This is a genomic window from Micromonospora sp. WMMA2032, assembly GCF_002688545.1.
Lineage (GTDB): Bacteria > Actinomycetota > Actinomycetes > Mycobacteriales > Micromonosporaceae > Micromonospora > Micromonospora sediminicola.
In genome coordinates this window covers 6,044,720-6,069,192 of sequence record NZ_CP024052.1, presented here as the reverse complement: position 1 = coordinate 6,069,192, position 24,473 = coordinate 6,044,720, and the positions used below count along the sequence as shown (strand labels likewise).

The following is a 24,473-nucleotide window of genomic DNA, read 5'->3' as shown; positions in this document are numbered from 1 at the left end:
GCTCAGTCATAGATGGCCTCCACCAGCCACTGCCCGCCCTCGACCGCGAGCAGCAGGGCGGTGCCGTCGGCCAGGCAGACCTGGAACCGGGCGCGACGACGCGCCTCGGCCGGCGCCCACCAGCGCTCGTCCACCGGCCATGGGCCGACCCATCCGGAGATGTCGGCGGGGCGGCCGGTGCCCACGGTCAACCGGGCCGGCGGCGCGCTGACCGCCAGCCGGGCGCTCACCACGACCGGCTGGCCGGACGCGTCGTGCACCTCGGCCGACACCGGGGTGGGCAGCACCACGGCCGGTGACGGTGGCGGGATCCGCCCCGGCCACGGCGGCTCGGGCACCGCCCGACCTCGGCCGGCCCGGCCACCGACCCGCCTCGCCGCCGCGCCCGGGCCGCCGGACGCGACCGGCGCGGCAGCCGCACCGGACCGCACGGCCGGAACAGCGGCCGGACCCGACGACCCGAAGCCCGACGACGCGGCCCTCGACGACGCGGCCCCCGACGACGCGGCCCCCGACGACGGAAGAGCCGACGACGGGGCGCCCGACGACGGAAGGGCCGACGGCGAAAGGGCCGACGACGCGACGCCCGACGACGGAAGGGTCGGCAGGGGCGGAGGGCCGGGGCGGGCGGGCACCCGTTCGTCGCCCCACGGCACCAGGCGCACCTGCTCGGCCGGGGAGCGCCCGCCGCCGAGGACGGCGGTGACCACCGCCTCGGGGCCGAGGATGCCCTGCACCCGGCTCAGCGCGCGGTGCGCCCGCTCCCGTTCCGCGCCGGTCTCCCCCCACAGCCCGGGTTGCAGGCCGGCCTGGGCGAGCACGCCGTCCGGCACCAGCCGCAGCCGGATGATGCCCGCGGTCGGGCGGGCCGGCCGGGCCCCGCCCCGGCCGTTGCTGCCGGAGAGCCAGCCGTCGAGCTGCCACCGGACCCGGTCGGCGATGGCCGCGGCGGTGAGCAGGCCGTCGTGTCGCCAGACCCGGTGCAGTTCCTGGCCGTGCGCGGTGACCGCCTCGATGCCGAGCCGGGTGCAGGCCAGGCCGTACGCGGCGAGCCGCTCGTGCAGCCGCTCGGCCAGCGTGCGGGCGGCGAACGCGGCGGCGTCGACCCGCTCGATCGGCTCGTCGTGGTCGGCGGTGACGGTCAGGTCGACGGGCGGCTGCCGGACCGCGAGCGGCCGGTCGTCCCGGCCAGCGGCGAGCCGGTGCGCCAGCGCCCCGTCGAAGCCGAACCGGGCCAGCACGTCCCCCGCGGGCAGCGCCGCGAAGTCGCCGAGGGTACGGACGCCGAGCCGGCGCAGCAGGTCGGCCAGGGCGGGCCGGCCCAGCGCCTCGACCGGCCGGCCGGCCAGGAACTCCGGGGTGCCGCCGGGGGGCAGGATGTGCCCCTCCCGGGCGGCCAGCCCGGCCGCGAAGACCCCGTCGGCGATGCCGACCTGGCTCTCCACCGCACAGCTCTGGGCGACGTGCTCGACGATCCGCTCGGCCGCCGCCTCCTCGCCGCCGAGGTAGCGGCTCGGCCCCCGGGCGGCCGTGACACACGCGCCGGGGCGGATCACCTCGACCCCGGCGACCACCTCCTCGACGGCGGCCACCACCGGTTCGAACGCCCGCGCGTCCCGGCCGGGGTCGTGGTCGACCACGGTGAGGTGCGGGCAGCGCCCCTGGGCCTCCCGCCGGCGCAGCCCGCGCCGGATCCCCTCGGCCCGGGCCCGCTCGGAGCAGGCGACCACCCGGTTGGCGTGCAGCACCACGACCGGGTCGGTGGCCGGCACGCCGTCGACGATCTCGGCGGCGAGGACGGGCCAGTCCGGGCACCAGAGCAGCAGGGCCCGCGGCGGGGCGGTGCTCACCGGCCCACCGCGGGGGCCACCACGCGCAGCCGACGGGCCGGGGCGGTGACGGACGGGACGCCGGCCCCGGACGCGCGGGGGATCACCCGGGTCAGCTCGTCGCCGGGCAGCCACACCTTGATCTCCTTGGGCCGGGCGGCCGCTCCCCGGCCGCGGGCCGAGACGGTCACCTCGCGGCGGCGCAGCCGCCCCCGGCCGGGCCCGAGCCCCTGCCAGACCCCACGGACCACCTGGAGCGTCACGTCCGCGCCGTCCCACCGCCCGTACGGGACCAGCACGCTGCCGCGCTGCCGGGCCCGGGCGGCCAACCGGGTGGCGACCGAGGCGGCGACCGTGGTCGGCACGGCGGTGACCACCACGTCGACCCCGTCGATGAGCGCGGCGACGACGGTGGGCCACTCCGGGCCGGGGTGCGGCACCAGCGCGAGCCGGTCCAGGGCGATCCCGGCCTCGGCCGCCGCACCGGCCCCGAAGGTGGGTACGCCGACCACGGCGCACCACGAGCCGGCCCGGGACGCCTCGGCGAGCAGGGCGAGGATCAGCGAGGTGGCGCCGCTGTGCCGGGGCTGGCCGGCGCCGATCGCGACGGTGCTGCCACGACGCAGGCCCCGGTTGGGCAGCAGCCCGGTCAACTCGGACCGGACGGGGAGCACCCGGTGGCCGCCGGCCGGGTCGGGCGCGCTCGCCGGCCGGACCAGCTCGGCCAGGGCGGCGGAACCGACCACCATGCGGCCCGCCATCGGACCAACCCCCCGTCGTGTTTCGCCACGGGCCCCGCCCGCGGATGGTGCTGTGGATCATGTGCTGCGCGGCACGCGCGTGCCGTGGGAGCGGCGCCCGGCCGCCCGGGGTCCCGCCGACGGCGGCCGGGCGCCACGTCAGGCGGCGGCCGCCCCGGATCGCGCCGGGGCGTCGGAACCGCCGAGCCGCAGGGGCCGGTGCAGGCCGTCGAGCGTCGGTTGGTGGGCCAGCCCGAGTGCGGTCTCCACCACGGTGACGAACTGCTCGGCGGAACGGAGCAGATCGTCGGCCTCCCGGGCGGTGACCACCCGGGGGATGCCCGCCTCGGCGGCGGCCCGCTTGCTCGCGCCGGCGGCGAAGTAGGCGGCCCACTCGTCCAGCTCGGGGGCGACGGTGGCGAGCAGCACCCAGACGCTGGTGATCCGGTTGCGCCGGGTGGGTGCGGGGCGGGCCCGGGCGGCGAGCACGGCGGCGGCGGCGCGCAGCGCCGCGAGGTGGGCGGCGGCGTAGCGGAGGCCGTCGGGACGGGTGCGGGCGGCCTCGGCCAGCCCTTCGCGCGCCACCACGAGCAGCTGGGCGGGGGTGCGGTGCGGCAACACGTGCGCGGGCACCGTGGGCGCCTGGGCCGGACTGGTCGGCATGGGTCTCTCCTCCGCGTGTGGCCGGGGCGGGCGGTCGCGCGACGGGATCCGTCGCCCGGTCGCCCGGAGCGGTCGGTGCGGAGGAAGACGCACCTCAGGTGGCGGCCGGCCGGGTGTGGACGCTTCCCCACACCCACACCCGGCCGGCGTACCGGCGGGTCCGTCGCCCGCCGCCCGGGGGTCGTGGGCGGCGGGCGACGACCTGCCTGTCGGGCCTGGACTCGCGACTGTCCGAGGCCCGGTGCGGCCCGCGGAGCCGCACCTTCCGGAGGCCGGTGCCGCGAAACACCGTCTCCGGAGCCGTGGAACGAGGTGTGCGACCCGGGGGTCGGAATCGAACACTCGTTCTAACTACCCTGACAGTACACCTCCCCACCGACGAAAACGCAACGTGTGACGCGCCGGGGACACGCCGGCACCCCGTCGGATTCCCAGCCGGGGCACAGCAGCGGCAAAGGAGAACCGGAACTCGCCGGCCCAGGGTTTACCCCATGAGCGTCAGCCGTACCGAGAAGACCCTCCGGTGACCGCCGCCGTGGCCGGCCGGCAGGCCCCACGCCGCCCGCCGCCGACCGCCCCCGCCTGGTGGGCCGACGTCGCCGGCGCCCTCGCGGCGCTCAGCCTGCTGGTCGTCACCGCCCTCTGGACCGCCGACCGTGGCGTGCAGGAGCTGCTGGCCGGCGCGGCCACCGGGCTCACCTCGCTCGGCCGGCTCGCCGGCCTGGTCAGCGCCGACCTGATGCTGGTCCAGGTGGTGCTGATGGCCCGGGTGCCGCTGCTGGAACGCCGCTTCGGCCAGGACCGGATCGCCCGCTGGCACCGGCTCGCCGGATTCGCCTCGTTCCACCTGCTGCTGACGCACGTGCTGCTGACCGTGCTCGGATACGCCGGCACCGCCCGCCGGGGGGTGCTCGCCGAGACCTGGGACCTCGTCGTCACGTACCCCGGGATGCTGCTGGCCACCGCGGCGCTGGCGCTGCTGACGCTGGTGGTGGTGACCTCGGTCCGCGCGGCCCGGCGGCGGCTGCGCTACGAGTCCTGGCACCTGCTGCACCTCTACGCCTACCTGGGCGTCGCGCTGGCTCTGCCGCACCAGCTCTGGACCGGCGCCGACTTCCTCGCCTCGCCGCTCGCCCGCGCCTACTGGTGGACGGTCTACCTGCTGGCGCTGGCCAGCGTGCTGATCTGGCGGCTCGGCCTGCCCGCCTGGCGCTCGCTGCGCCACCGGATCGAGGTGGCCGCGGTGGTCGCCGAGGCGCCCGGGGTCACCTCGGTCTGGCTGCGCGGGCGAGACCTGCACCGGCTGCCGGTACGGGCCGGCCAGTTCCTGCTCTGGCGGTTCCTGGACGGTCCCGGCTGGTCCCGCGCCCACCCGTACTCGCTGTCCGCGCCGCCGCGGGGGGACCTGCTCCGGATCACGGTCAAGGACCTGGGCGACGGCAGCGCCCGGGTGGCCGCCCTGCGCCCCGGCACCCAGGTGCTGATCGAGGGGCCGTACGGGCGGCTCACCGGGCAGCACTGGCGGGGCGGCGGGATCACGCTGCTGGCCTGCGGTGTCGGGCTCACCCCGCTGCTGGCGCTGCTCTGGGAGCTGCCGTACACGCCCGGCGAGGCGGTGCTCGTCCACCGCGCGCGCACCCCGGAGGACCTGGTCTTCTCCGCCGAGCTGGACCGCCTCGTCACCGAACGCGGGCTGGTGGTGCACCACCTGGTCGGGCCCCGGGCGGCGCGGCCGTCCTGGCTGCCGAGGTACGCCGAGGGGCTCTCCGACGCCGAGGCGCTGCGACGGCTCTCCCCCGACGTGGCCGGACACGACGTCTTCCTCTGCGGGCCGGACGGCTGGGTCGACGCCGTCCGGGTCGCGACCCGCGCGGCCGGGGTGCCCGACGCGCACGTCCATCACGAACGCTTCGCCTGGTGACGGGCGCGAAGGGAGGATCCGTGCGACGGATCACCGTCTGGCTGCTGTCCACCGTGGCCGCGCTGGTGCTGCTGTTCAGCTACCGGACCAGCACCATGGGCGCGGGTGGGGAGACCGGCGCGGTCGCCACCGGCGGCGCCACGACCGACAGCGGCGGCAGCGGCACGGCCACCGGGTCGGTGGCGCAGACCCGGTGGGGGCCGGTGCAGGTACGGATCACCGTCTCCGCCGGGAAGATCACCGATGTGGCCGCCGTCCAGGTGCCCGACGGCAACCACCGGGACCAGGAGATCAACGACTACGCGGTGCCGATCCTGCGGCAGGAGGCCCTGGCGGCGCAGAGCGCGCGGATCGACACCGTCTCCGGGGCCACCGTCACCAGCGACGGCTACCGGGAGTCGCTCCAGTCCGCCATCGACGCGGCGCACCTGCGGTGACCACGCCGGCCGGACCGGACCGGCGCGCCTGGGTGGAGCAGGTGATGGGGCTGCCGGTCAGCATCCACCTGCGCGGTCCGGCGGTGCGCACCGAGGCGGTGGCGGAGCGGGTGGCCCGGGTCTTCGCCGAGCTGCGCCGGGCCGACGCGGTGTTCAGCACGTACCGGCCGGACAGTCAGCTGGGTCGCCTCGGCGGCGCGCCGCCCGATCCGGCCACCACCACGAACCCGCTGCTGCGCGAGGTGGCCGCGCTCTGCGAGACCGCCCGCGCGCGTACCGGCGGGTGGTTCGACGCCCGTCGCCTGCCGCTGCCCCTCGGCGGCGTGGGCTTCGACCCGTCCGGGCTGGTCAAGGGCTGGGCGGTGGCGCGCGCCGCGCGGCACCTGACCGACCTGGCGGGGCACGACCTGTGCCTCAACGCGGGCGGTGACGTGCTGCTGCGGGCCGCGCCGGGCCGGCCGCCCTGGCGGGTCGGCGTCGAGGACCCCGACCGGCCGGACCGGATGCTCGACGTGGTCGAGCGGGCCGACGGCGCGGTGGCCACCTCGGGCACCGCCCGGCGCGGCACGCACATCACCGACCCCCGCGCCGGGCGACCGGCCGGGGCCGTCCGGTCGGTCACCGTGGTCGGCCCCGACCTGCTCTGGGCCGACGTGTACGCGACCGCGGCGGTCGCCCGCGGCCCGGACGCCCCGGACTGGCTGGCCACCCTGAACGGGTACGCCGCGCTGGTGGTGGACGCCGCCGGGCGGGTCCGGACCACGCCGGGCTGGCCCGGTTCCCGTTTCCCGGCCCGGTCCGGCGCGGGCCGGGCCGGGTCCGGAGCGCAGGTGGCCGTATCGTCGGCGTAGCGGGCGGACCGGCGCCGCCCGGCGAGGTGGGAGGGCGATCCGTGCGGGCCGGTGAGGTCGACAAGAAGCGGCTGTTCGAGCTGCTCTGGGGCGCGCCCGCCGGCCCCCGGCGGGGCCCCCGCCCCACCCTCTCGCCCGCCGCCGTGGCCCGCGCCGGCATCGCCGTCGCCGACGTGGACGGGCTGGACGGGCTCACCATGCAGCGGGTCGCCGAGTCGCTCGACGTCACCAAGATGGCGCTCTACCGCTACGTGCCCGGACGGGCCGAGCTGGTCGCGCTGATGCTGGACGCGGCGCTGGGCGAACCCCCTCCGGCGCCGGCCGGGGCCGACTGGCGCGGTCAGCTCGACGACTGGACCCGGCGGCTGGTCGAGCGGTTCCGCCGGCACCCGTGGGCGCAGGCGGCGGCCGTGGGCGCCCGGCTGCCCGGACCGCACGAACTGTCCTGGGTGGAACGGGTCGTCGCCGCGCTCGCCGGGACGGGGCTCACCGCGACCGAGCGGCTGGACGTGGCGACGTTGCTGGTCGGGCACGCCCGCAACCTGGCCGGCCTGCCGCCCGGGTCCGGCCGGGAGGCGGCGTTCGGCGCGCTGGTGCGGGGCCGCGAGGACCGCTACCCGGCGCTGGACGCCGCACTGCGCCCCGGCCCGGACGGCCCGGCCGACCACGACACCCTCGACTTCGGCCTGGCCCGCATCCTCGACGGCATCGCCGCGTTCATCGCCGCCCGCGCCACCGGCGGCGACCCGCCGTGACCCCACCGGCTCGTCCGCGGGCGGCAGACTGACGCGCATGGCTGACAAGGACGACCCGAAGACGGCGCTGCGCCACTACCTCCAGGCGTGCCGCGACGACCTGATCTGGAAGCTCGACGGGTTGGGCGAACGCGACGCCCGGCTGCCCCGTACCCCGACCGGCACCAGCCTGCTGGGCATCATCAAGCACTGCCTCAACGTCGAGGCCGGCTACTTCGGGCCCACCTTCGGCCGCGAGTTCCCGACGCCCGAGGAACTGGTCTCCCTGGCCGCGCAGGAGGAGGACCCCCAGGCGGACTGGTACGCCCGGGAGGACGAGACGAAGGACGGGCTGATCGACCTCTACCGGCGCGTCGGGGCCTTCGCCGACGAGACGATCGCCGAGCTGCCGCTCGACGCCCCGGGACGGGTGCCGTGGTGGGGGCCGGACGCCCCGGACGTGACCCTGCACGAGATCGTCGTGCGGGTGGTCTACGACCTCGCCCGCCACGCCGGGCAGGCCGACATCCTGCGCGAACAGCACGACGGGGCGATCGGTTGGCAGCAGGGGAACACCAGCCTCCCCGGGACCACGACTGGCCCGCGTACGTCGCCAAGCTGACCGGGCTCGCCGACCGGTTCCGGTAGCCGGGCCGGCGGGACGCGGCGTGGGTGGCTGCGCGCCGGGCGGGCGCGGCGGGGAGAATGGCCGGCATGCAGCCACACCCGAACGTGCAGGCGGTGCAGCGGGCGCTCGACGACGCGGGAGCGCGGGACGGCTCCGGCGGCCCGAGCCGCGTCCGCCTGCTGCCGGAGGCGGTGCACACCGCCGCCGCGGCGGCCGACGCGCTCGGCGTCGCCGTCGGCGCCATCGCCAACTCGCTGATCTTCGACGCGGACGACGCGCCGCTGCTGGTGCTCACCTCCGGCGCGCACCGGGTCGACACCGCCGGGCTGGCCGCCACGCTGGGCGTGACCCACCTGCGCCGGGCCAGCCCCGACTTCGTCAAGCGGCACACCGGCCAGGTGATCGGCGGGGTCGCCCCGGTCGGCCACCCCGGACCGTTGCGCACCCTGGTCGACACGGCCCTGGCCGGATACGACGAGGTGTGGGCGGCCGGCGGCGTGCCCCAGGCGGTGTTCCCCACCACGTACGCGGAACTGCTGCGGATCACCGCCGGCACCCCGGCCGAGGTGGCGTGAACCCCGACCTCGTCACGCTGCACGTGTGGCGCATCCCCCGCCGGTCCGTGCCCGGGGCGCTGGCCCGGATGGCCACCCACCCGGCCCGGTTGCGCCGGCTGCCCGGCGTCCGCTTCGCCAAGCTGCTCGGCACCGGGACCGGCACCGGCTTCGGGCCGGGCGACGCCGACCTGACCCGCTGGGCCGCGCTGGCGGTGTGGGACTCCCCCGCCGACGCGGCAGGCTTCGACTCCTCCCCGGTCGCCCGGTCCTGGGCCCGGATCGCGAGCGCCGCGGTGCGGGTGGAGCTGCGTCCGCTGACCAGCCGGGGCCAGTGGTCCGGCCGGGAGCCGTTCGGCGCGCCGGCCGGCGGCCGGGCAACCGGGCCGGTGCTGGCGCTGACCCGGGCCCGGCTGCGGGCCCGGCGGGCGGCCACGTTCTGGCGGGCGATCCCGCCGGTCGCCGGCGCGCTGCACGCCGCGCCCGGGCTGCTCGCCCGGTTCGGCGTGGGCGAGGCGCCGCTGGGCTGGCAGGGCACGGTGAGCGTGTGGCGCGACCCGGCGGACCTGGTCGCGTTCGCGTACCGTTCCCCCGAGCACCGCGCCGCGATCACCCGCACCCCCACCGAGGGCTGGTACGCGGAGGAACTGTTCGCGCGGTTCGCGGTGGGCGACGTGGTCGGCGACCGTGGGGTGCTCGGCTGGGTCGCCGCCGAGGGCGACCCCGACTCGGCGAGAGGGAACGCATGAGGCTGGTGCGGTGGACGCCGGACGACCTGGTCCGGCGTCTGGACGACGTGGTGGCCGTCTACGGCGAGGCGATGGGCTACCGCCCCGACCTGCTGGAGGCCCGGCGCGGCTACATCGCCACCCACGTCCGCCGGCCCGGCTTCCGCGCCGTCGCCAGCCTGACCACCGAGGGACACCTGGCCGGCTTCGGGTACGGCTACCTCGGCGCCAGCGGCCAGTGGTGGCACGACCAGGTGCTGCGGGCGTTGACCCCGCCGGCCCGGCAGCGCTGGCTGACCCATCCGTTCGAGGTGGTCGAGCTGCACGTCCGCCCACCCGCGCAGGGGCACGGCCTGGGCGCCCGCCAGCTGCGCGCGCTGCTCGCCATGGCCGAGGGCGACACCACGCTCCTCTCCACCCCCGAGGCCGACGAGCAGACGTCCCGGGCCTGGCGGCTCTACCGCCGGTTCGGCTTCACCGACGTCCTGCGGCACTTCCACTTCCCCGGTGACGAGCGGCCGTTCGGCGTGCTCGGCCGGGACCTGCCACTCCCCCCGCCGGACCGGACATGAGAGGCGTGCGGCTGCCCTGGGCGCTGCTGGCCGTCCTGGTCCTCGCCCAGATCTGCTACCCGCTCACCGGCGGCGCGACCCGGGCCGGGCTGACCGTGGCCACCGTGGTGCTCGGCTGGCTGCTCTCCGTCGGCCACGCACTGCTCACCCGGGGCGTCCGGGCCGCGGCCGCGCTGGTCGCGGTCGCGACCGGCGGCGGGTTCGCCGTCGAGGCGCTCGGCGTGGCCACCGGGTTCCCGTTCGGCAGCTACGACTACTCCGGCGAGCTGGGCCCGAAGCTGGCCGGCGTGCCGCTGATCATCCCGTTGGCCTGGACCTGGATGGCCTGGCCGGCGTGGCTCACCGCGGTCCGGCTCACCCAGGCGTTAAAAGGGGGCCCTTCCTCTACCGGAGGCGTTAAGAAGGGGCCCCTCCTTGCACGGGTCGCGCTCGCGGCGGTGGGGCTGGCCGCGTGGGATCTGTTCCTCGACCCGCAGATGGTGGCCGAGGGCTACTGGACCTGGCTCGACGCCACCCCGGCGCTGCCCGGACTGCCCGGCATCCCGGTCAGCAACTACCTCGGCTGGCTGGGCTTCGCGGTCCTGTTGGCCGCCGCGCTGCGCCCGCTCGCCGGGCCGTCCGTCGACCGGGTCGACGGCCGGGACGCCCCGATGTTCGCGCTCTACCTCTGGACGTACGCCTCCAGCGTGCTGGCGCACGCGGTCTTCCTCCGGCTGCCCGCGTCCGCGCTCTGGGGCGCGGCCGGCATGGCGGTGGCCGCGGTGCCGCTGGCGGTGGCGCTGTGGCGGGGCCGCCGGGACCGGGCCGCCGCGCCGGATCCCACGCCGCGCGTCGACGCGCCGGCATGACCGCCGCCCTCGCGTCGGTGGTGGCGGTCGCCGCGCTCACCGGGCACACGCTCGTCAACGCGCTCGCCTGGCTGCGCCGCCCGGGCGCCGCCCCGGTGGAGGCCGCCGAGGCGGTGGCGGTGCTGCTGCCGCTGCGCGACGAGGCCGGCCGGGTCACCCCGTGCCTGCGCGCGCTGCTCGCCCAGCGCGGGGTGCCGGGGCTGCGGATCGTGGTGCTCGACGACGGCTCGACCGACGGCACCGCCGACGTGGTCCGCGCGGTGGCCGGCGCCGATCCCCGGGTGACGCTGCTCAGCGGCGTCGCCCCACCGCCCGGCTGGCTGGGCAAGCCGCACGCCTGCTGGCAGCTCGCCACCCGGGCCGACCCGGAACCGACGGTGCTGGCGTTCGTCGACGCCGACGTGGTGCTCACCCCGTACGCGGTCGCGGCGGCGGTGGCCGAGTTGCGCGCGGCGGGCGCGACGCTGCTGTCGCCGTACCCCCGGATCGTGGTGCGGACCGCGGCCGACCGGCTGGTGCAGCCGTTGTTGCAGTGGTTGTGGCTGACGTTCCTGCCGCTGCGCGCGATGGAACGCTCGCGGCGGCCCTCGCTGGCCGCCGCCGGCGGGCAGTTCCTGGTCGTGGACCGGGCCGGCTACCTGCGGGCCGGCGGGCACGCGGCGGTGGCCGACAAGGTGTTGGAGGACATCGAGCTGGCCCGGGCGGTGAAGCGGGCCGGCGGCCGGATCGCGCTGGCCGACGGCTCCCGGCTGGCCTCCTGCCGGATGTACGACGACTGGCCGCAGCTGCGCGACGGCTACACCAAGTCGCTCTGGGCGTCGTTCGGGCACCCGGCCGGCGCGGCCGCCGTGCTGACCCTGCTGCTCCTGCTCTACACGGCGCCCCCGCTGCTGGCCGTGGCGGCGCTGGTGGCCGGCGCGCCGGCGGTGGCCGCGGTGGCGTTCCTGGCCTACCTGGGCGGCGTCGCGGGGCGCGTGGTCAGCGCCCGTGCCACCGGCGGCCGGGCCTGGCCCGACGCGCTGGCGCACCCCGTGTCGGTCGTGGTCCTCGGTTGGCTGACCGTCCGGTCGTACCATCTGCGGAAGCGACGCCGGCTCACCTGGCGGGGTCGCCCGGTCACCTAGGAGGGGCACGTCATGGCGCGCATCGTGGTCATCGGCGCCGGCGTGGGCGGCCTCGCCGCCGCCGCCCGGCTCGCGGTCACCGGGCACGAGGTCACCGTCCTCGAACGGGCCGGCACGGTCGGCGGCAAACTCGGCCGTTACACCCACCACACCCCGGAGGGGGCGTGGCGCTTCGACACCGGGCCGAGCCTGGTCACCCTGCCGCAGGTCTTCTCCGACCTGTTCGAGGCGACCGGCGCGAAGCTCGACGAATACCTCGACCTGGTCCCGCTGGACCCGATCGTGCGGCACGTCTTCCCGGGCGGCGGTCCCACGCTGGACTCCTGCGCCGACCCGGACGAGTTCGCCGCCCGTGTCGGCGCCGCGTTCGGCGACCGGTCCGCCGCCGACTGGCAGCGGCTGTGGCGCCGGGCCGACCGGGTGTGGGCGGCCTCGCACCGGGACATCCTGCGCCGCACCGTCGACTCCCCGCGCGACCTGGCCGCGCTGGCCTGGCGGCTGGGCGACCTCGCCGCGATCGGCCCCGGCCGCACGCTGCGCGGCCTGGGCCGCAAATACCTGTCCGACCCGCGACTGCGGATGCTGCTCGACCGCTACGCCACCTACACCGGCGCCGACCCGCGCCGCGCGCCCGCCGCGCTGGTCGCCGTCCCCTACGCGGAGCTGGCGTACGGCGGCTGGTATCTGCGCGGCGGGCTGGGCACGCTCGCCGACGCGCTGCTGTCGCGTTGCCTGGACCTGGGCGTGGTGGTGCGCACCGACGCCGCGGTCACCCGGATCGACGCCGCCGGCGGCCGGGTGCACGGCGTACGCGTCGCCGGGTCGGCCGCCCCCGTTCCGGCCGACGTGGTGGTGGCCAACGTGGACGCGCTCACCGTCTACCGGGACCTGCTGCCCGACCCGCGCCGGCTGGCCGCGCTCACCGACCGCAGCCTGGCCGGCTTCGTGCTGCTGCTCGGCGTCCGCGGCGACTCCGGGCTGGCCCACCACACCGTCTTCTTCCCCGGCGACTACGACGCCGAATTCGACGCCGTCTTCGGCGACCCCGGTCGCGGCGTGCGGGCCCGTCCGGCGCCCGACCCGACCGTCTTCGTCACCGCCGCCGACGACCCGACGGTCCGGCCGGACGGCCACGAGGCGTGGTTCGTGCTGGTCAACGCGCCCCGGCACGGCACCGCCGCCGGGGCGGTGGACTGGCGGCGGCCCGGGCTGGCCGACGCGTACGCGGACCGGATCCTCGACGTGCTCGCCGAACGCGGCGTGGACGTGCGGGACCGGCTGGTGTTCCGGGAGATCCGCACCCCGGCCGACCTGGACGCGGCCACCGGCGCGCCGGGCGGGGCGATCTACGGCACCGCGGGCGGGCTGCTGCGCCCCGCCAACCGGGGACCGGCGGCCGGGCTCTGGCTGGTCGGCGGCTCCAGCCACCCGGGGGGCGGGCTGCCCATGGTGACGTTGTCCGCGGAGATCGTCGCCGAGGCGGTCGGCCCGGCCTGGTGAGGGTGTAAGGAAGGGCCCCTTCTTAACGCCTCGGGTAGAGGAAGGGCCCCTTGTTAACACCCACCCCACGCGACGCGCCCACTGCGCCCGCGCGGCCGGTCAGCCGGCGTCGACCAGGGCGCGACGCACGGCGGCGAGCAACTGGCCGAGGCCGAACCCGGCGAGCAGCACCCACACCGTGGTCGCCATGGTGATGGTGCCGGCGGTGAGGTCGGCGTCGATCAGCCCGGTGAGCCCGGCGACCAGCAGGCCGACCAGGGCCACACAGACCCGCGTGGGCCGCTCCCCCACGGTCACCGCGCCGATCTCCCGCATCCCGGCGGACACGGCCCGGGCCCGCACGTACTCGTGCAGCCAGGACAGTCCGCCGGCCGCCGCGACCAGCGCGCCGGGCGCGCCGAGCAGCCAGAACGCGATCAGCCAGGCCACCTCGCCGAGGCGGTCGGCGACCGAGTCGTAGACGTAGCCCAGCCGGGTGGTCCGGTTGGTGGCCACCGCCACCGCGCCGTCGACGCTGTCCGCCACCGCGGCGAGCAGCACGAACAGCGAGCCCAGGAACGGTCCGTCGCCGACCCGGCCCACCAGCAGGGGTACGCAGAAGCAGAGCAGCACGCCGAACACGGTCACCGCGGTCGGGCCGACCCGCAGCCGGCCCAGCACGTAGCCCACGTGGTAGGCGAAGCGCAGCCAGGCGCGCACCACCGGCGCCGCGGTCCGGGGATCGAACCCGCCGTGCAGCCGCGCCCACGCGGTCGCGTACTGGTCCCAGTTCAGCTGTGTGCCCACCACGGATCAACCGTAGAAGGGCGGCGCGGGTGTCGTCCGGCGGGTGGTCACACCCGGGCGTCGGCACGCAGCCGCTGCCAGACCTCGCGGGTGGCGGTCGACCGGTTGAGGGTGATGAAGTGGATCCCCGGCACGCCCTCGTCCAGCAGGCGGGCGCACATCTCGCCGGCCTGCTCGACGCCGAGCCGGTGGACCGCCGCGGGGTCGTCGGCCACCCGCTCGAACCGTTCGGCCAGCGCCCGCGGGAACGGCGCCCCGGAGAGCTGCACCGACCGCTCGATGGTGCCGATCTGGGTCACCGGCATCACGCCGGCGAGGATCGGGGTGTCGCAGCCGGCGGCGGCGACCCGGTCGCGCAGCCGCAGGTAGTCGTCGGCGTCGAAGAACATCTGGGTGACGGCGAACTCGGCGCCGGCCCGGCACTTGCGGACGAAGTGCGCGGTGTCGCTGGCCACGTCCGGCGAGCGCGGGTGCTTGTACGGGAAGGCGGCCACCCCGACGCTGAAGTCGCCGCTGTCGCGGACCAGCCGGACCAGGTCCTCGGCGTAGTGGACGCCCTCGGGATGCGGGACCCACTCGCCGCCCGGGTCGCCGGGCGGGTCGCCCCGCACGGCCAGCACGTTGCGCACACCGACCGAGGCCAGCCGCCCGATGACGTGTCGCAGCTCGGCGACCGAGTGGTTGACCGCGGTGAGGTGCGCCATCGGCAGCAGCGTGGTCTCGGTGGCGATCCGCTCGGTCACCGCGACCGTGGTGTCCCGGGTCGAACCGCCGGCGCCGTAGGTGATCGAGACGAACGACGGGCGCAACGACTCCAGCTCGCGGATGGCCTGCCAGAGCAGCTTCTCGCCGGCCGGCGTCTTCGGCGGGAAGAACTCGAAGGAGAAGGTCGGCCGGCCGTCACGGATCAGCTCCCCGATCGCCGGCTGGGAGTTGGGGAGGACCGAGGGAAGACCGAGCGCCACGGACCGACTCTAGCCGGACCGGGCGGGCGCACCGAGGATGTTCCCAGCCCGCGAGCAGGCCCCGCCGGAGCGTCGTACCCCGGGGGTAGAAACGACGGCAGCGCGGTGGGGTGGCCGGTGGCCGGCCCGGGGGCCCGCGTCGGGGGTCGCCACGACGGCGACGCGCCGGTCCGGCACGACCGGTGTCCGTGTCGCCGTCCCGCGCCGTACCCCCGGAGGACCCGATGATCCCGTCTTCGCCGTCCGGCCCCCGCCTGCTCGGGCCGCTCCTGGCCGAGCTGCGCTCCGCCCGCGGCTGGAGTCAGCAGCGGGTCGCCGCCGAGCTCTGCGCCGCCTCCGGCGTGCCCACCCTGACCCGCCACGAGGTGTCCCGGTGGGAACGCCAGGTCCGCCTTCCCGGTGACTTCTGGTCCGCGTGGCTGGCCACCGTCCTCGGGGTGCCCGGCGAGCTGATCGCCGAGGCCGCCGCGCGCAGCCGCCGCCTCGGCGTGGCGCCGGCGGCGGTCGACCCGGCCGGGTCGCGCGCCCGGTTCGCGTTGCTCACCCTGGCGCACCGCTGGGCCGCCGACCCGACCGGCGGCACGTCGGCCGGGCCGCTCGGCGACGCGCTGCTCCGCGCCGACCCGGTGGCCGGCGTCTCCCCGACCGCGCCCGAGGGTCCGGACGCGCCGCCGGGCGGCGCCCGTCCCCGCGCCGCGCCGGACGCCCCACCGGACGGGGTCGGGCTGGCCGCGCTGCGGCGCTGGGACGACCTGCTCGGCGGGGGTGACCTCGCCGTGCTCGGCGCCCGCCGGCTGCGCCGCGCCGCACGGGGCTACCGGCTCGCCGGGCCCACCGGCCGCCGCCGGCTGCTGCCGGTCCTGGCCGAGTCGGCCCAGCTGGCCGGATGGCTGGCCGCCGACGCCGGTGACCCGGCCGCGGGTCTGGCGGCCTACCGGCTGGCGCTGCGCGCCGCCCTGGCCGCCGGGGACCGGCCGCTCGCCGCGTACGTGCTCGGGTCCGCCAGCCACCTGCTGGCCGACGCCGGCGATCCGGCCGGCGCGCTCACGTTGGCCCGGATCGGGTACGCCGCCGGCCGCGCCACCGCCTCAGCAGGCCTGCGGGCGCTGCTGCTGCACCGGGTCGCGCTCGCGGCGGCGCTCGCCGGCCGGCACCGCGCCGCCGACCGGGCGCTCGCCGGCGCGGCCGGGGCCGGTGCGCCGGAGCCGGGCCGGGAACCGCCCTGGCTCTACTGGCTCGACGAGGCCGAGTTGGCGGCGATGACCGGGCGGACGCTGGTCGCCTCGGGCCGGCCGGCGCGCGCCGTCCCGTTGCTGGCCCGGGCGGCGACGGTCCCGGGCCGGCCGCGCCGGGCCGCCGTCTACGGCAGTTGGCTGGCCCGGGCGCACCTGGGACTCGGTGAGGTGCCCGAGGCGTGCGAGGTGGCCTCGGCGGCGCTGCTCGACGCCGTCCGCTCCGGCTCGCACCGGGCCGTCGGCCAGCTCACCGAGTTCCGCCGCGCCCTGGCCGCCCACCCGTCCGAACCGGCCGCCTGGCGCTACGCGGGGCTGACCGCGTCCGCCCGCCCCTACCTCCCCGGGCCGGCCCCCGGCTGGTCCGGGGAGGCGCGGGCGCGACGGGCGCACCCGGCGCGTCGCGCGGCACGCCGGGGTGGGGGCGCGCCACGACCGGTCGGGAGCGACTAGCGTCGGGGCGTGACCCACGCTGCTCCCGTCTCCCCGGTCGACCGCGCCGGCCTGCGCCAGCGGATCGACAAGGCGCTCACCGAGTTCCTCTCCGGCCAGCGTGGCTGGCTGACCGCCGTCGACGACGGCCTGCTGCCGGTCGCCGAGGCGATCGAGGCGTTCGTGCTGGGCGGCGGGAAGCGACTGCGCCCGGCCTTCGGCTACTGGGGCTATCGGGGCGCCGGCGGGGTCGACTCCGACCAGGTCGTGGCCGCCCTGGCCGCGCTGGAGTTCGTGCAGGCCAGCGCCCTGATCCACGATGATCTGATGGACCGTTCCGACACCCGCCGGGGTGAGCCGGCGGTGCACCGGCGGTTCGCCGCGCGCCACCGGGCGGCGGGCTGGGGCGGCGACGCCGACTCGTTCGGCGACGCCGCGGCGATCCTGCTGGGCGACCTCTGCCTGGTCTGGTCCGACGAGCTGCTGCACTCGGCCGGCCTGGCGCCGACGACGGTGGCGCGGGCCCGGCCGGTCTTCGACGAGATGCGCACCGAGGTGACCGTCGGGCAGTACCTGGACGTGCTGACCCAGGCCACCGGCGACACGTCGCTGGAACGGGCCGGCAAGGTGGCCCGGTACAAGTCGGCGAAGTACACGGTCGAGCGTCCGCTGCTGCTGGGCGCCGCGCTGGCCGGCGCGCCGGCCGAGGTGCACGCGGCCTACTCGGCGTACGGGCTGCCGCTGGGCGAGGCGTTCCAGCTCCGCGACGACGTGCTGGGTGTCTTCGGCGACCCGGAGCGCACCGGCAAGCCGGCCGGCGACGACCTGCGCGAGGGCAAGCGCACCTACCTGGTGGCGGCGGCGCTGGAGACGCTCGACCCGACCGGCCGGGAGCTGCTCCTCGGCGGTCTGGGCGCGCCGGATCTGGACGCCGCCGGGGTGGACCGGCTGCGCGAGCTGATCACGTCGAGCGGTGCGTTGGCGCGCACCGAGCGCCGGATCGCCGGCCTGACCGAGGGCGCCCTGGCCGCGCTCACCACCGTCGACCTCGACACCGAGGCCCGCCAGGCCCTGGTCGACCTGGCCATGGCCGCCACCCGCCGCACCGACTGACCCCACCCCACCCCGCCCGCGCCCCGTCGATCATGAAGTTGACGGCGGAGTTGATCTCCGATCGTGCCGTCAACCTCATGATCGACGGGCGGGGGCGGGGTCGGGTCAGAAGGCGACGGCCTGGGCGCGGCGCTTGACCTCGCGGGCCAGGTCGCCGCCGAGCGCGACGGCCGGCGTGCCGGGCAGGGACGGGTCCTCCCGGTAGAGCCAGCGCAACGCCTCCTCGTCGTCGTAGCCGGCGTCGGCGAGCAGGTTGAGCACGCCGGGCAGGTGCTTGAGCACGGTGCGGTTGGCCACCAGGTCGGCGGGGATCCGGCGGACACCGTCGCGGCGGATCGCGAGCAGCTCGCGGTCCCGGATCATCTGGTGCACCTTGCTGATCGACAGGTCGAGGCGCTCGGCCACGTCCGGCAGCGTCAGCCAGCCGGCCGGGTCGGTCGGTCCGGGCAGGTCGGCGCCCGTCTCGGTGGGTACGGAATCGGTCACCCGACCACCCTGCCACGTGCCCGCCCCACCGGCTGCACGGCACCCCGGACCCGGTGGCGGCAGCGCGGCGGTCCCCCCTCGTCCGAACCCGGCGGTAGCATCCTGTTCAACCTTCACCGTCCCGACACATAGACTGCCTGCCGATGGACACACAGGTCGCCGACACGTTGCTGGGCTCGCTGATCGACGGGCGCTACCGCATTCGCGGTCGCGTGGCTCGTGGCGGCATGGCGACCGTGTACACCGCCACCGACGAGCGCCTGGAGCGCACCGTGGCGGTCAAGATCATTCACCCGACCCAGGCGCCGCAGGCGCGGGCCCGGATGGCCGGCTTCGTCGAGCGCTTCACCGACGAGGCCAAGACCATCGCCCGGCTCACCCACCCCAACGTCGTCGCGGTCTACGACCAGGGGATCCACGCCGGTTTGCCCTACCTGGTGATGGAGTACGTCCGCGGCCGGACCCTGCGCGACGTGCTCGCCGAGCGGCGCCGGCTCGCCCCCGACGAGGCGCTCGCGATCGCGGAGCAGATGCTCGCCGCGATCGCCGCCGCGCACCGCGCCGGTCTCGTGCACCGCGACGTCAAGCCGGAGAACGTGCTGGTCGCCGAGGCGCCCACCGGCGGCAGCGGCAACCTGGTCGACGGCGTGGTCAAGGTGGCCGACTTCGGGCTGGCCCGGGCCGTCGAGGCGAGCGCCGAGGAGGAGAACGGCAACCAGCTCATGGCGACCGTCGCCTACGTGGCGCCGGAGCTGGTCACCCAGGGGCACGCGGACCCGCGCACCGACGTCTACTCCGCCGGCATCGTGCTGTTCGAGATGCTCACCGGCCGGGTTCCCTACGACGGCGACCGGCCGGTCGAGGTCGCCTGGCAGCACGTCGACCGCGACGTGCCGGCCCCGTCGACCCTGGTCCCGGCGCTGCCGCCGGTCCTGGACGCGCTGGTCGCCCGGGCCACCCGCCGCGACCCGGCCGCCCGCCCGGCCGACGCCGGCGCGCTGCTGACCGAGGTGCAGGCGGCTCGCGACGAACTGGGCAACCCGCACGCGCACACCGCGGTGCTGCGCCGGGTGAGCGACGACACGGCGGTGCTGAGCCAGCCGACCCAGGTGGTGGCCGCGGTCCGGCCCGCCGAGCGTCCCCCGTGGGCCCGGCTGCCCGAGAGCGGCGGGCAGCGCCCGCACCGGCGTCGGGCCGACGCGCCGGAGGGGCTGGGCGCACGGCTGTCCGCCCTGCGTACCCGGGTCATGGGCTCGCCGCGCGGCCGCCTCGCCGTCGCCGCGGCGGTCGTGGTGCTCGGCCTGGTGGCGGCGATCGGCGGCTGGTGGTTCGGGGTCGGCCGTTACACGGTCGCGCCGCAGATGGTGAGCCTGACCAAGGCCGAGGCGGAGGCGCAGGCCCAGCGCGGTGGTTTCACGCTGCGCTACGCCGACCCCCGCCACGACGAGAAGGTGCCGAAGGACACCGTGCTCGGGCAGGCGCCGGCGTCGGCCGCCCGGATCGTCAAGGGCGGCACGATCACGCTGACCCTGTCGCTCGGCCCGGAGCGGCTGCCGGTGCCGGACGTGGTGGGAAAGGACTTCGAGCTGGCCCAGGCCGAGCTGACCGGCCTCAAGCTGGTGCCGGCCAAGGGCCCCTCCCGCTACGACGACGTGCTGCCGGCCGGCGTGGTGCTGGCCACCGACCCGAAGGTCGGCACGGTGGTCAAGCCCGGGTCGAAGGTGACGCTGATCCTCAGCAAGGGCCGCGCCCCGGTGAGCGTGCCGAACCTGGTCGGCAAGAACGTCAACGAGGCGCGGACGATCCTCGGGCAGCTCGGGCTGACCCCGGAGGAGAACTACAAGGACTCCGACAAGCCGAAGGACGAGATCCTCGGTCAGAGCCCGGCCGACGGCACCGGCGTGGAGAAGGGCGCCAAGGTCAAGCTGGAGATCAGCAAGGGCCCGGCGCAGGTCGCCGTCCCGCGGGTGATCGACATGCCCTGCCAGCAGGCCAAGCAGACGCTGGAGAGCCAGGGCTTCCCGGTCAACATCCAGCTCAACCCGAACGGCGTGGCCCGGTTGCAGAACCCGGCCGAGAACACGCCGGTGCCGCCGGGCACGACGGTCACGGTGACCTGCCTGTGAGCGCAGATATGAACGCGAGGAGCGAGCGCCGGCGGGTCGGGTCGCACACGCCCACCTCCGGCGGCCTGGCCCGGGCGGCACTGCCGTACGCCGAGGCGGCCGCCTCCGAGGTGGTGCAGGTCTACGTCTCCAACTCGCGCGGCTGGGCGCTGCCGGCGGGCGACCCGGCGCAGGACGCGCTGTTCCGGGACGGCTGCGGCGAACGCGGGCTGCCCGTGTTCATCCACGCCTCGCTGCTGGTCAACCTCGGCTCCCCCACCCCGGCCACGGTCACCCGGTCGGCGGAGACGCTGGCGCACGCGCTGCGGCGGGGCCGCGCGATCGGCGCCGAGGGTGTGGTGTTCCACGCCGGCAGCGCGGTCGACGCCGGGCACGCGGAGGCGGCCCTGCGGCAGGTCCGGGAGTCGCTGCTCCCGCTGCTGGACGAGGCGGCGGCGATCGGCGGGCCGATGCTGCTGGTCGAGCCGAGCGCCGGGGGCGGCCGGTCACTGGCCTCGCGGGTCGAGCACCTGGACCCCTACCTCGACGCGGTGGACCGGCACCCCATGCTGGGCGTCTGCTTCGACACCTGTCACGCGTGGGCGGCCGGGCACGACCTGGCCGCCGAGGGCGGCATGACCGCCACGCTGGACACGCTGGTCGCCACCGTCGGCGCGGACCGGCTGCGGCTGGTGCACGCCAACGACTCGAAGGACCTGTGCGGCTCCACCCGGGACCGGCACGAGAACATCGGCAAGGGCAGCATCGGCGAGCCGGCGTTCGCCGAGCTGATGCGCCACCCGGCGACCGCGGGCGTACCGGTGCTGGTGGAGACGCCGACGGAGAAGCACGTCGGCCACGCCGCCGACATCGCCGCCCTCAAGCGCCTCCACCCCTGACCGGCCGGGCGGGGCTGACCAACTTCGTGATCAAGGAGTTCACGCCGACGCCGACGCGAACTCCTTGATCATTGAAGGAAGCGCGGGGTCAGGCGCGGAGGATGGTGGCGAGGGTCTCGGCGGCGCGGTCCACCTGCGCGTCGGTGACGTCCAGGTGGGTGACCAGTCGGGCCGTACGCGGGCCGAGCACCGAGATCAGCAGGCCCTCCGCCCGCGCGGCCGCCGCCAGGGCGGGCGCGTCGAGCGGGTGCTTGGTCAGGTCGAGCGGCACGATGTTGGTGCGTACCACGGTCGCGAGCACACCGTGCGGCGCGACCGCCTCGGCCAGCCGGGCGGCCTTGGCGTGGTCGTCGGCGAGCCGCTCGACGTGGTGCGCCAACGCGTAGCGGCCCGCAGCGGCGAGGATGCCGACCTGCCGCATGCCGCCGCCCATCCGCTTGCGCAGGAACCGGGCCCGGGCGATCTTCTCCGCGCTGCCCACGACCAGCGAGCCGACCGGCGCGCCGAGGCCCTTGGACAGGCAGACCGAGAGGGTGTCGAACAGCGCGCCGTACTCCGCCAGCGGCACCCCGTCGGCGACGTGCGCGTGCCAGATCCGGGCGCCGTCGCAGTGCAGGGCGAGCCCGTGCGCGTCGGCGACCTCCCGCAGCCGGCGCAGCGTCGACAGCGGGATCACCCCGCCGCCACCCCGGTTGTGCGTCTGCTCCACCGCGATCGCCCGGGTGGGCACCGCGAAGTAGCCGTCCGGCCGGACCATCCCGGCGACCACGTCCGGGTCGATCTCCGCGCCGACCGCCGGCCAGGTCCGCGACGAGATTCCGGCGTACGCGGCCGCGGCCCCGATCTCGTACGTGACCACGTGCGCGTCGGCGTCGCAGAGCAGCTCGTCGCCGGGCGGGACGTGGAGCTGAAGGGCGATCTGGTTGGCCATCGAGCCGGACGGGGCGAACAGCGCGGCCTCGTGCCCGAACCGGGCGGCCACCTCGGCCTCGAGGGCGGCGACGGTGGGGTCCTCCCCGTAGACGTCGTCACCCACCTCGGCGGTGGCCATCGCCTCCCGCATCCCCGGCGTCGGCCGGGTCACGGTGTCCGACCGAAGATCGATCACACTATCCACGGTGCCTCCTTCGGCTGCCGACTGCGGGGCTCGCAAGCTCACTCCTCGCGTCAGCCACGGTGCCTCCTTCGGCTGCCGACTGCGGGGCTCGCAAGCTCACTCCTCGCGTCAGCCACGGTGCCTCCTTCGGCTGCCGACTGCGGGGCTCGCAAGCTCACTCCTCGCGTCAGCCACGGAGCATCTCCGCAACCAGGAAGGCCAGCTCCAGCGACTGCTGGGTGTTCAGTCGCGGGTCGCAGGCGGTCTCGTACCGGTCGGGCAGGTCGAGGTCCTCGATGCCCTGGGCGCCGCCGAGGCACTCGGTGACGTCCTCGCCGGTCAGCTCGACGTGCAGGCCGCCCGGGTGGGTGTCCAGGCCGCGGTGCACCTCGAAGTAGCCGAGCACCTCATCGACGATCCGGTCGAAGTGCCGGGTCTTGTAGCCGTTGGAGGACTCGTGGGTGTTGCCGTGCATCGGGTCGCACTGCCAGACGACCTTGGCCCCCGCGGCGGTCACCTTGGCGACGATCGGGGGCAGCGCGTCGCGCACCCGGTGGTTGCCCATCCGGCTGATCAGCGTGAGCCGGCCCGGGATGTTGTCCGGGTTGAGCTTCTCGCAGAGCTCGATCGCCTCGTCCGGCGTCGTGGTCGGGCCGAGCTTGACCCCGATCGGGTTGGCGATCCGGGAGATGAAGTCGATGTGCGCGCCGTCGATCTGGCGGGTCCGCTCGCCGATCCAGAGGAAGTGCCCGGACAGGCCGTACGCCTTACGGTTGGAGATCCGGGTGAGCGCCCGGTCGTACTCCAGGGCCAGGGCCTCGTGCGAACAGTAGAGCGTGACCGTGCGCAGCGCCTCGTCGTCGGTCATCCCGCAGGCGCGGATGAAGGCGAGCGCCCGGTCGATCTCCCGGGCGATGGCCTCGTAGCGCTCGCCGGCCGGCGACTGCCGCACGAAGTCCTTGTTCCAGTCGTGCACCGCGTGCAGGTCGGCGAGCCCGCCGGCGAGGTACGCCCGGAGCATGTTCATCGCGGCGGCCGAGTTGGCGTACGCCCGGATCATGCGCTGCGGGTCGGCGACCCGCGCCTCCGGCGTGGCCTCCAGCGAGTTGATCATGTCGCCGCGGTAGGCCGGCAGCCCGCGCGCGTCGGTGGGCAGCGACCGGGGCTTGGTGTACTGCCCGGCGACCCGGGCCACCTTGACCACCGGCAGCGACGCGCCGTAGGTGAGCACGATCGCCATCTGGAGCAGGGTGCGGGCGTTGGCCAGCAGGTGGCTCTCGGTGTTGTCGGCGAAGGTCTCCGCGCAGTCGCCGCCCTGGAGCAGGAACGCCTTGCCCTCGCAGACCAGGGCCAGCCGCTGCCGCAGCTGGTCGACCTCGTAGGGCGCGACCACCGACGGCACCGTGTCCAGCACCGTGCAGACCTCGGCGACCTGGTCCTGGTCGGCCCAGGGCGGGGTCTGCGCGCGTGGCAGCTCCCGCCATCGGTCCAGGCCGAGGGCAGCGTCCTCGGCGGAGTCGGCGGTCGGGCGGCTGGTCTGCAGACCGGGGCTGCCCACGGCGGGGTGACTCAGCTGATGCCACTCATGGCGCATGAAGGAAAGCGTACGGCGACCGTCGAGGCCGCCCACCGCCGAGGGGGACGGTTCCGGTGGTTGGGAGATCAGCGCCACACCGGCGCCCGGGTCAGGGCGAGACGGTCGGCTGGGCGGTCCGGCCGCCCGGCGTCTCGCCGGAGATGCACCAGTCGGCGCCGGTGCGGGTGACCGTGAACAGCAGCGCGCGGGTCGCGGTGCGGGACCCGGCGGCCACCGTGACCGTGGCGCTGACCTCCTGGCCGTGCGGCCCGGACCGGACGTCGGTGATGGTCGCCTGCGGCACCGTGAAGTGGTCGGCGAAGTCGCCGTTCGGGCCGGTGGCCCCGGCGTCGAACGCGGCCTGCATCGGCGCGCAGAGCTGGCTGCGGCCGGCGGCGGCGTCGCGGGCGGCCAGCGCGTCCAGGTATGCCTGCACCCGCTCCCGGCTCTTTGCCGCCGCCTCCTGCGCCGGCGCCTGCTGCGCCGCGGGCGTGGCTCCCCCGGGGGCCCCGTCGTCGCCGCAGGCGGTCAGGGCGACCGGCAGGAGCGCGAGCAGGACGGTGGCGGTCGCCGCCCTCCGGTGCTGCTGACCCATCGGTTCCTCCCATCGGGGCATCGTGGCTGCCCGGCCACCGAGTCTGACACACCGACCGG

General features: G+C 76.5%; 23 protein-coding genes and 1 pseudogene. 15 read left to right on the top strand and 9 right to left on the bottom strand.

Going from position 1 to position 24,473, the window contains the following annotated elements; translation table 11 throughout:
• Positions 1 to 2: 2 nt before the first annotated feature.
• The 3 genes from CO540_RS28240 to CO540_RS28230 form a co-directional block, all read right to left on the bottom strand.
• Positions 3 to 1,850, bottom strand: a complete 1,848-nt coding sequence (locus tag CO540_RS28240; protein ID WP_099164270.1) for a DNA polymerase Y family protein — start codon at positions 1,848 to 1,850, stop codon at positions 3 to 5.
• Complete coding sequence (locus CO540_RS28235; protein WP_099164269.1) at positions 1,847 to 2,590, bottom strand: hypothetical protein; 744 nt, start codon at positions 2,588 to 2,590, stop codon at positions 1,847 to 1,849. Before CO540_RS28235 ends, CO540_RS28240 begins: the two co-directional genes overlap by 4 nt.
• Positions 2,591 to 2,728: 138 nt before the next feature.
• The gene (locus tag CO540_RS28230) at positions 2,729 to 3,232 is read right to left on the bottom strand and encodes an SAV_6107 family HEPN domain-containing protein (protein ID WP_099164268.1); all 504 of its coding nucleotides are present in this window, start codon (positions 3,230 to 3,232) and stop codon (positions 2,729 to 2,731) included.
• A 523-nt stretch (positions 3,233 to 3,755) separates the two neighbouring features.
• Between CO540_RS28230 and CO540_RS28225 the strand changes: the two genes are divergently transcribed.
• From CO540_RS28225 to CO540_RS28175, 11 genes and pseudogenes are all read left to right on the top strand, one after another.
• Positions 3,756 to 5,153: a ferric reductase-like transmembrane domain-containing protein gene (locus CO540_RS28225; RefSeq protein WP_253866261.1), complete on the top strand. Its 1,398-nt coding sequence runs from the start codon at positions 3,756 to 3,758 to the stop codon at positions 5,151 to 5,153.
• A 20-nt stretch (positions 5,154 to 5,173) separates the two neighbouring features.
• The gene (locus CO540_RS28220; RefSeq protein ID WP_172967953.1) at positions 5,174 to 5,590 is read left to right on the top strand and encodes an FMN-binding protein; all 417 of its coding nucleotides are present in this window, start codon (positions 5,174 to 5,176) and stop codon (positions 5,588 to 5,590) included.
• Entirely contained in the window at positions 5,587 to 6,441 is an 855-nt protein-coding gene (locus CO540_RS28215) for an FAD:protein FMN transferase (RefSeq protein ID WP_216642309.1), read from the top strand. The genes CO540_RS28220 and CO540_RS28215 overlap by 4 nt, the downstream gene beginning before the upstream one ends.
• Before the next feature lie 41 nt (positions 6,442 to 6,482).
• On the top strand, positions 6,483 to 7,196 hold the full coding sequence (locus CO540_RS28210) for a TetR/AcrR family transcriptional regulator (RefSeq protein WP_253866259.1): 714 nt from the start codon (positions 6,483 to 6,485) through the stop codon (positions 7,194 to 7,196).
• A gap of 37 nt (positions 7,197 to 7,233) precedes the next feature.
• Positions 7,234 to 7,823 (top strand): annotated as a pseudogene (locus CO540_RS28205) (DinB family protein).
• Between the two features lie 66 nt (positions 7,824 to 7,889).
• On the top strand, positions 7,890 to 8,378 hold the full coding sequence (locus tag CO540_RS28200; protein WP_099164995.1) for a YbaK/EbsC family protein: 489 nt from the start codon (positions 7,890 to 7,892) through the stop codon (positions 8,376 to 8,378).
• Positions 8,375 to 9,106, top strand: a complete 732-nt coding sequence (locus CO540_RS28195; RefSeq protein WP_099164267.1) for a monooxygenase — start codon at positions 8,375 to 8,377, stop codon at positions 9,104 to 9,106. Before CO540_RS28200 ends, CO540_RS28195 begins: the two co-directional genes overlap by 4 nt.
• On the top strand, positions 9,103 to 9,657 hold the full coding sequence (locus CO540_RS28190; protein ID WP_099164266.1) for a GNAT family N-acetyltransferase: 555 nt from the start codon (positions 9,103 to 9,105) through the stop codon (positions 9,655 to 9,657). Before CO540_RS28195 ends, CO540_RS28190 begins: the two co-directional genes overlap by 4 nt.
• The gene (locus CO540_RS28185) at positions 9,654 to 10,505 is read left to right on the top strand and encodes a carotenoid biosynthesis protein (RefSeq protein ID WP_099164265.1); all 852 of its coding nucleotides are present in this window, start codon (positions 9,654 to 9,656) and stop codon (positions 10,503 to 10,505) included. Before CO540_RS28190 ends, CO540_RS28185 begins: the two co-directional genes overlap by 4 nt.
• Complete coding sequence (locus CO540_RS28180; RefSeq protein WP_099164994.1) at positions 10,502 to 11,629, top strand: glycosyltransferase family 2 protein; 1,128 nt, start codon at positions 10,502 to 10,504, stop codon at positions 11,627 to 11,629. Before CO540_RS28185 ends, CO540_RS28180 begins: the two co-directional genes overlap by 4 nt.
• Before the next feature lie 12 nt (positions 11,630 to 11,641).
• Complete coding sequence (locus CO540_RS28175; RefSeq protein WP_099164264.1) at positions 11,642 to 13,129, top strand: NAD(P)/FAD-dependent oxidoreductase; 1,488 nt, start codon at positions 11,642 to 11,644, stop codon at positions 13,127 to 13,129.
• A gap of 99 nt (positions 13,130 to 13,228) precedes the next feature.
• Here the strand turns inward: CO540_RS28175 and CO540_RS28170 are convergent, their stop codons facing one another.
• Complete coding sequence (locus tag CO540_RS28170) at positions 13,229 to 13,918, bottom strand: CDP-alcohol phosphatidyltransferase family protein (RefSeq protein WP_098746681.1); 690 nt, start codon at positions 13,916 to 13,918, stop codon at positions 13,229 to 13,231.
• Between the two features lie 44 nt (positions 13,919 to 13,962).
• A complete protein-coding gene (gene metF, locus CO540_RS28165) occupies positions 13,963 to 14,880 on the bottom strand; it encodes a methylenetetrahydrofolate reductase [NAD(P)H] (RefSeq protein ID WP_091573248.1) in 918 nt (305 codons plus the stop codon).
• A gap of 224 nt (positions 14,881 to 15,104) precedes the next feature.
• Between metF and CO540_RS28160 the strand changes: the two genes are divergently transcribed.
• Both CO540_RS28160 and CO540_RS28155 read left to right on the top strand, forming a co-directional pair.
• A complete protein-coding gene (locus CO540_RS28160) occupies positions 15,105 to 16,565 on the top strand; it encodes a helix-turn-helix transcriptional regulator (protein WP_099164993.1) in 1,461 nt (486 codons plus the stop codon).
• Positions 16,566 to 16,574: 9 nt separating this feature from the next.
• Positions 16,575 to 17,657: a polyprenyl synthetase family protein gene (locus tag CO540_RS28155; RefSeq protein ID WP_099164263.1), complete on the top strand. Its 1,083-nt coding sequence runs from the start codon at positions 16,575 to 16,577 to the stop codon at positions 17,655 to 17,657.
• A gap of 105 nt (positions 17,658 to 17,762) precedes the next feature.
• Here the strand turns inward: CO540_RS28155 and CO540_RS28150 are convergent, their stop codons facing one another.
• Positions 17,763 to 18,143 carry an Rv2175c family DNA-binding protein gene (locus CO540_RS28150; protein ID WP_091573246.1) on the bottom strand — a complete coding sequence of 127 codons (381 nt, stop codon included), beginning with the start codon at positions 18,141 to 18,143 and terminating at the stop codon, positions 17,763 to 17,765.
• A gap of 143 nt (positions 18,144 to 18,286) precedes the next feature.
• Between CO540_RS28150 and pknB the strand changes: the two genes are divergently transcribed.
• Together pknB and CO540_RS28140 are read left to right on the top strand one after the other, a co-directional pair.
• Complete coding sequence (pknB, locus tag CO540_RS28145) at positions 18,287 to 20,269, top strand: Stk1 family PASTA domain-containing Ser/Thr kinase (protein WP_099164262.1); 1,983 nt, start codon at positions 18,287 to 18,289, stop codon at positions 20,267 to 20,269.
• A gap of 8 nt (positions 20,270 to 20,277) precedes the next feature.
• Positions 20,278 to 21,147, top strand: coding sequence for a deoxyribonuclease IV (locus CO540_RS28140; protein WP_099164261.1), 870 nt, complete (start codon positions 20,278 to 20,280; stop codon positions 21,145 to 21,147).
• Between the two features lie 88 nt (positions 21,148 to 21,235).
• Here the strand turns inward: CO540_RS28140 and CO540_RS28135 are convergent, their stop codons facing one another.
• The 3 genes from CO540_RS28135 to CO540_RS28125 all read right to left on the bottom strand — a co-directional run bounded on the left by CO540_RS28135 (position 21,236) and on the right by CO540_RS28125 (position 24,414).
• A complete protein-coding gene (locus tag CO540_RS28135; RefSeq protein ID WP_099164260.1) occupies positions 21,236 to 22,255 on the bottom strand; it encodes a low specificity L-threonine aldolase in 1,020 nt (339 codons plus the stop codon).
• A gap of 175 nt (positions 22,256 to 22,430) precedes the next feature.
• Positions 22,431 to 23,837, bottom strand: a complete 1,407-nt coding sequence (locus CO540_RS28130; RefSeq protein ID WP_091573243.1) for a class II 3-deoxy-7-phosphoheptulonate synthase — start codon at positions 23,835 to 23,837, stop codon at positions 22,431 to 22,433.
• A gap of 91 nt (positions 23,838 to 23,928) precedes the next feature.
• A complete protein-coding gene (locus CO540_RS28125) occupies positions 23,929 to 24,414 on the bottom strand; it encodes a hypothetical protein (protein WP_091573242.1) in 486 nt (161 codons plus the stop codon).
• Positions 24,415 to 24,473 lie beyond the last annotated feature (59 nt).